Raw genomic sequence first — 5221 nt, 5'->3', positions numbered from 1 at the left:
GTCACAGAAGTGCCAAAAAAATTAAGGGATTTAGATGAAAAACTAGGATTGGATAACAATTAATGCAAAAGATGAGGAAAGACTTGACTTTTGTGCTTATCATGAAAAAGGAAAGGGTTTTACTAGTGAAGATACAAGGAAATTACCGAACATTGTTGCACCTACTGAAGAAGGGTGGCCAACAGATCCATTTGATTGTAGAAATTTAAATGAAATTGATGAAGGTGAAGTTCTTATTACAGTTGATAATGCCGAGCCAGTTGAAGCTAAAATTAAATTTCATACAAATTCATGTTCAATATTTCATGAAAAATAAATTCTGTTGCTATAACAAAACCTATTTGGACATCAAGTTTCCCGATCAAAAGATATACTTCCGAATTGCCAAATTTATTCTGATAATGTTTAACTATTTGTGTACCCACCGGGCCACCCATAATTATTCTTAAGACCTTCATCCTCCGTCAGCATCTTCAATGTACATCGGGTCAATTACCGTGCGTCTTTGTGCGCGCATTGCCATAATCCCACCAGAGCATCAGGTGCTCCGCTTACCGAGCCCAGTTCTGGATTTGAGTGTAGTGATATCAGGGGTCGTTGACTGCAATGATACTCTCGTGCATCCTTTGAATAGCTTGAACCAGAATAACAATTATGGAGCGAAAGTTGGGTACGGATAAAACTATAAAAAAAAGTCCGCATGATCTTCTCAGAAGTTGTCGAAACTTAACCTGGAATTCGATAACATTGAGGAATTCCAGTAAAATATACAAGGTAATCACTAGTCTTTATGTTACAGAAGAGAACATAATTAAGAAGGTGAGAAAATATGAAAGGTGAAAAATTGCTTGAACGCATCATTCTTGACCCTGGTGTCATGACAGGAAAACCGGTGATCAGGGGAACAAGACTTACAGTGCAGTTTATCCTGGGATTATTAGCGCTTGGTGCTTCTGAAACCGTCATTAATTTCCTCACTTTCTTCAATTGCATCCTCGCTAATTCTAAAGTAAAGTGCATCGCTTTCTAAATCAACTTTAATTCTCATTTTTGATTCCTCAATCTTCTATCATAAAACATTATTATTATAATATATGGTTCTTCTCTTCCTTTAACAACAATTCTTAAAACAATACCAACTTTTAGTATTATCATATTAAAAGGCGCAAATGTTTATAACAACATCAAACAAATTATAATGAATATGGATGCAGACCTGAAAATGATCACAACTGAAATACATCTACCAAGTGACATATTATATTCACAAGGTATAGGAAAGGATCGTGTAGAATACTTTGTGAAAAAGAATTTCCTGCTGGAACTTTATAGAGAAGGCAAAATTTCACTTGGTAAGATGGCAGAACTGCTTGATATGAATCTGGTCGAGATGTTGGGCATCTTGAAAGACTCTAACATACCATTAAATTACGGTGTTACAGATCTGGAAGAAGATATTAAGACTGCAAAAAGGTTTGGTTTATTGGATGAAGATAGTCAGTAATTCATCACCTTTGATATTTTTCTCTGCAATAGGTATGCTGGATACATTAGCTGATTTTGACGATATTTCGATACCTAAAGCAGTATATGAAGAAGTCATTAAAAATGACTTGAAAGGTTCAAACGAAGTTAAACATGCTGATTGGATCAAAGTAGTGGAAGTTGAAGATCACGAATCAATCATTTTTTCATCTACATTGGACGCAGGAGAATCAGAAGCAATAGCACTTGCCATTAAACAGAATGCCGACCTGATTTTACTGGACGACCTGGCCGGAAGAAGAGCAGCCACAGCCTACGGAATTGAGGTCATTGGGACTCTCGGATTGCTAAAGGTACTGTATCAAAAAGGTCGTATTGAAAATATGAAAAATGTACTGGATAAAATTCAAAAACATGGATTCTGGATGAGTACAGACCTTTATAAAAAGATGTTGAAAGATTGATTATTTATTAGGCTTCACGGAAAAAATATCAAAAAAAAGGCATACGGTAATTGCAAACTGTGGGTGGCCATCAAATTATCGGACATATGCGCCTGATTTGCATATGATAAATCCAGTTACTTTTAGATATACTAAACACGAACATCCCTAAAATACCTCGGATTGAGGGGCTGCCGTAGAAAAAATTGGAGCCGGTGTTGGTCCGGTGTTGCCAGTCAAGGCAGGATCTATGGCCAAATATTATTTCGCTAAATGCACACCCTCCGGGCCACCCATTATTTTTCTTGAGACATTCAGCACGTCAAGCATCCTCAATATACATTGGGTCAATTATTGTGCATCTTTGTGCGCGCATTGCCATAATCCCATCAGAGCATCTGTTGCTCCGCTCCCGAGCACCTCCCCAAGCTCTGGATTTGAGCGTAGAGATATCAGGGGTCGTTGACTTGCAGACGATGGGTATTTGTGTATTCGCACGAATCATGTATAAACAAAATTTACGAAAAAAATAAAAGGCGATAAAATATGGTTAAATCATTTAATATATGTAAAATTTGCGGAAAAAGAAGATATCTCAATTATGCAGAACTTTGTAAAAAATGTAATAATAGTGTAGTAGGTTTAAAAATAGCAGAAAATGCCATTGAAAAAAAGCAAGAAATGCAAGCGGAAATGGAAACCCATCAATCAGAAGAACTCAAAGAAAAACAGGCATTGGAAGAGATGGATGAGTTAACAAGCGAACAAAAAGAACGATTGGTAGAATTAAGCCCAGGTATTAACACCATTGCCGAGTTAGATCAACAAATTGAGAAAACAGACGAAGAAGAAAAACCTAACGAAAAATAGAAATCATAATTTGTAGCTAGAAATTGGTTTTGTACAATCTTTGGCTAAAATTCTTCTTTGGCAAGCAGCTACTCGGGATGGGAGAGTTATTCTCTCATAATTATTCATATTTCCAATTTTGATGCTATCAATTCATACCTTAAAAATACATTAGAAATTTAACTACGTTATCTTAATGGACTATGAAAAGAAAATAACCATTTGAGCGGGTACAACATATTTTTTATTGATTAAACCCCATCACGTCAGCATCCTCAATGTACATCGGGTCAATTACCGTGCGTCTTTGTGCACGATATCCAATATCATTGCCATAATCCCACCAGTTCCACTCCCTCACCGGTGCCAGAACTATAAATAGATCAGTTCAGTATATCTGTGACGCTCTGCCTTGATTATCGAAATCAACCAGGCAGGCGCAGTATATCTTGTGATTATCAACCGTTTGCAGGAAATTAGAATTTTATACTGACGATGAACAAGAGTTTAAGTATAAATAAAATACTTGTATAATAACAGTTAGCTTATTTTTATTACATATAGAGTGGGATTTCTCATCTATTTGGATTTATTTTAGGTTAATTGGGAATCATGGTGAGGAATCAATTGAATAAATTGAAATGACACGTACTCGTGGCCTTGCTTAGACTTCAAGAAATAATATAGGAGATTAAAATATGAATGACGATAGAAGAGGCGGCGGCGGAAGAGGCGGTTTCAGACCAAGCGGTCCACGAGAGATGCATAAAGCAACTTGTGCAGATTGTAATGAAGAAACTGAAGTTCCTTTTGTGCCCAGTGGTGACAGACCTGTGTACTGCCAGGAATGCTACCAAAAACATAAACCCAAGAGATATTAATCTGAAAAGAACACACACTTAAGGCATTAAAAGTGTGTTGGATGACATAGATACGAATGTAAATGAAACAAAGGTGGTTAAAATGGATATTTCTATTTTAACCAGCAACGTTTTTATTAAAACCCATTGTTCGTTAAATAAATAATATTGGTAACTATTCAGCCTATAAAACGCTATCAATAGCCACCACGCTTTACTTCTTTGATATCTTGGGAATTTCTAAATCGATATCGGAAGACATTAGCTATAAATTCTTTACATAAAGCTACCAAATATCATTTCGGTATCAGTAGCCATGATTTGCAGGGCTGAATAGTTACAAAAGTTATGAAAATAAACATCCCTAAAATAAAACCCACGCTGGGGTTTCAGATTTGTCCGGTCTGCGGTGGGAAAACCGAATACGCTGGCATCAGCAGCGGCCATATATTTCCAGCAATACATACGGGCCAGATGTACATTTGCAGAGAATGTGGATACCAGGGAAGTTTCATAATCGAAGTTGATGACCCCGATGATGTTAGTAAGATAAAGGAAGCTTTACACGGATATAATGAAGATATAGAAAAGTCCATGTTCAGTTTTCCTGAAAAGTGGAGATGGTTCTGGAAAGTAATTCTGTTTCATGCGTCATCGGTTAAGCCCACCATTCCTCCCTGAACCTATATCTGTTCACATGCGGATCAAGTGCCTGACTCTCGTAAACACCCATAACAGTCTCAAAAGTTCTTTCAATTCCACAAAAGCGAAGTATAAGAGTAAGTTGATCACTAGCATTTTCAGCAAAGATCGTACTCCATCTTAATTGCGTGTAGCGAACCATTTTTTCTTTTGTACTATGCTTTCGAACAATTGAATATATTCTTCTGCTTATAAAAAGGGTAAGAATCGCTATCCAGATATATACCTCAACAATTTGAGAGTTTGTGGTATTAACAACATCCAGAGCATATCGGCTTTTCAGTTCTTTAAAAACCAATTCAATATCCCATCTCGCACCATATAGTTTCGCAATATCTTCAGGTCCTAAAACATCTGGAGATATATCAGTAAGATAAACATGATACTTTTCTTCATCCTCATTAAAAATCGCTACCAATCGGATCTTTTCTATATCTTTTCGTTTCTTACCGTTATAGATGCGCCTTTTAAATGAGACCTCTACTTCGACATCAAGTACCTGCCTCTTGAGTTTTGGTAGAACTTCGCTGAGATGCTTTCCTATAACATCTATACTATTTCCACGGCATGTGTTGTATACATCTATAATAAGAGGATCAGCATTCCCTTTCAATCGGGATACGAAATGACCACCATTTTCTTTGATCCTTACAAAAAGCTGATGTTTATAAAAACCAAGATCGATAAGAAGAATTCTGTCCTTTATCCACGGTCCTATTCGCAGAGTCTTAAGTTCATTGGTACTTTCTGCATAAATACCGATACGTTTCGGACCGTCTGCTATTGCACTTACCAGTGCACTTACTTTAACGCCGGAGGCTACTGTTCTGGATCGAGCAGCTGGCCATTTCTTTGCAAGAGCTTTATGCAACCTGATTATCG

Annotated in this window: 7 protein-coding genes; 6 read left to right on the top strand and 1 reads right to left on the bottom strand. The window is 36.9% G+C overall.

Going from position 1 to position 5221, the window contains the following annotated elements:
* Nucleotides 1-829: 829 nt before the first annotated feature.
* From IBX40_10835 to IBX40_10810, 6 genes are all read left to right on the top strand, one after another.
* Nucleotides 830-1030 carry a DUF433 domain-containing protein gene (locus IBX40_10835; GenBank protein MBE0524812.1) on the top strand — a complete coding sequence of 67 codons (201 nt, stop codon included), beginning with the start codon at nucleotides 830-832 and terminating at the stop codon, nucleotides 1028-1030.
* 174 nt (nucleotides 1031-1204) lie between these two features.
* On the top strand, nucleotides 1205-1504 hold the full coding sequence (locus IBX40_10830; protein ID MBE0524811.1) for a UPF0175 family protein: 300 nt from the start codon (nucleotides 1205-1207) through the stop codon (nucleotides 1502-1504).
* Nucleotides 1488-1949 (top strand): DUF3368 domain-containing protein, encoded by a 462-nt coding sequence (locus IBX40_10825; protein ID MBE0524810.1) that lies wholly within the window; start codon nucleotides 1488-1490, stop codon nucleotides 1947-1949. Before IBX40_10830 ends, IBX40_10825 begins: the two co-directional genes overlap by 17 nt.
* Nucleotides 1950-2474: 525 nt before the next feature.
* Nucleotides 2475-2798: a hypothetical protein gene (locus IBX40_10820; protein MBE0524809.1), complete on the top strand. Its 324-nt coding sequence runs from the start codon at nucleotides 2475-2477 to the stop codon at nucleotides 2796-2798.
* 677 nt (nucleotides 2799-3475) lie between these two features.
* A complete protein-coding gene (locus tag IBX40_10815) occupies nucleotides 3476-3658 on the top strand; it encodes a hypothetical protein (GenBank protein MBE0524808.1) in 183 nt (60 codons plus the stop codon).
* A gap of 327 nt (nucleotides 3659-3985) precedes the next feature.
* A complete protein-coding gene (locus IBX40_10810) occupies nucleotides 3986-4318 on the top strand; it encodes a hypothetical protein (GenBank protein MBE0524807.1) in 333 nt (110 codons plus the stop codon).
* On the opposite strand, the gene IBX40_10805 is transcribed toward IBX40_10810, so the two are convergent.
* Nucleotides 4296-5221, bottom strand: a 926-nt coding sequence (locus tag IBX40_10805; protein MBE0524806.1) for an IS4 family transposase, incomplete at its 5' end; no start/stop codon positions are given. The genes IBX40_10810 and IBX40_10805 overlap by 23 nt on opposite strands.

It is taken from the genome of Methanosarcinales archaeon, assembly GCA_014859725.1.
Classification (GTDB): Archaea; Halobacteriota; Methanosarcinia; order Methanosarcinales; family Methanocomedenaceae; genus Kmv04.
The sequence above is the reverse complement of the archived record's forward strand: the minus strand, read 5'-3'. Positions and strand labels throughout refer to the sequence as shown.

Coding starts and splice junctions, on each gene's coding strand:
- IBX40_10835 (MBE0524812.1), top strand. CDS start 830: ATGAAAGGTGAAAAATTGCTTGAACGCATCATTCTTGACCCTGGTGTC.
- IBX40_10830 (MBE0524811.1), top strand. CDS start 1,205: ATGGATGCAGACCTGAAAATGATCACAACTGAAATACATCTACCAAGT.
- IBX40_10820 (MBE0524809.1), top strand. CDS start 2,475: ATGGTTAAATCATTTAATATATGTAAAATTTGCGGAAAAAGAAGATAT.
- IBX40_10825 (MBE0524810.1), top strand. CDS start 1,488: ATGAAGATAGTCAGTAATTCATCACCTTTGATATTTTTCTCTGCAATA.
- IBX40_10810 (MBE0524807.1), top strand. CDS start 3,986: ATGAAAATAAACATCCCTAAAATAAAACCCACGCTGGGGTTTCAGATT.
- IBX40_10815 (MBE0524808.1), top strand. CDS start 3,476: ATGAATGACGATAGAAGAGGCGGCGGCGGAAGAGGCGGTTTCAGACCA.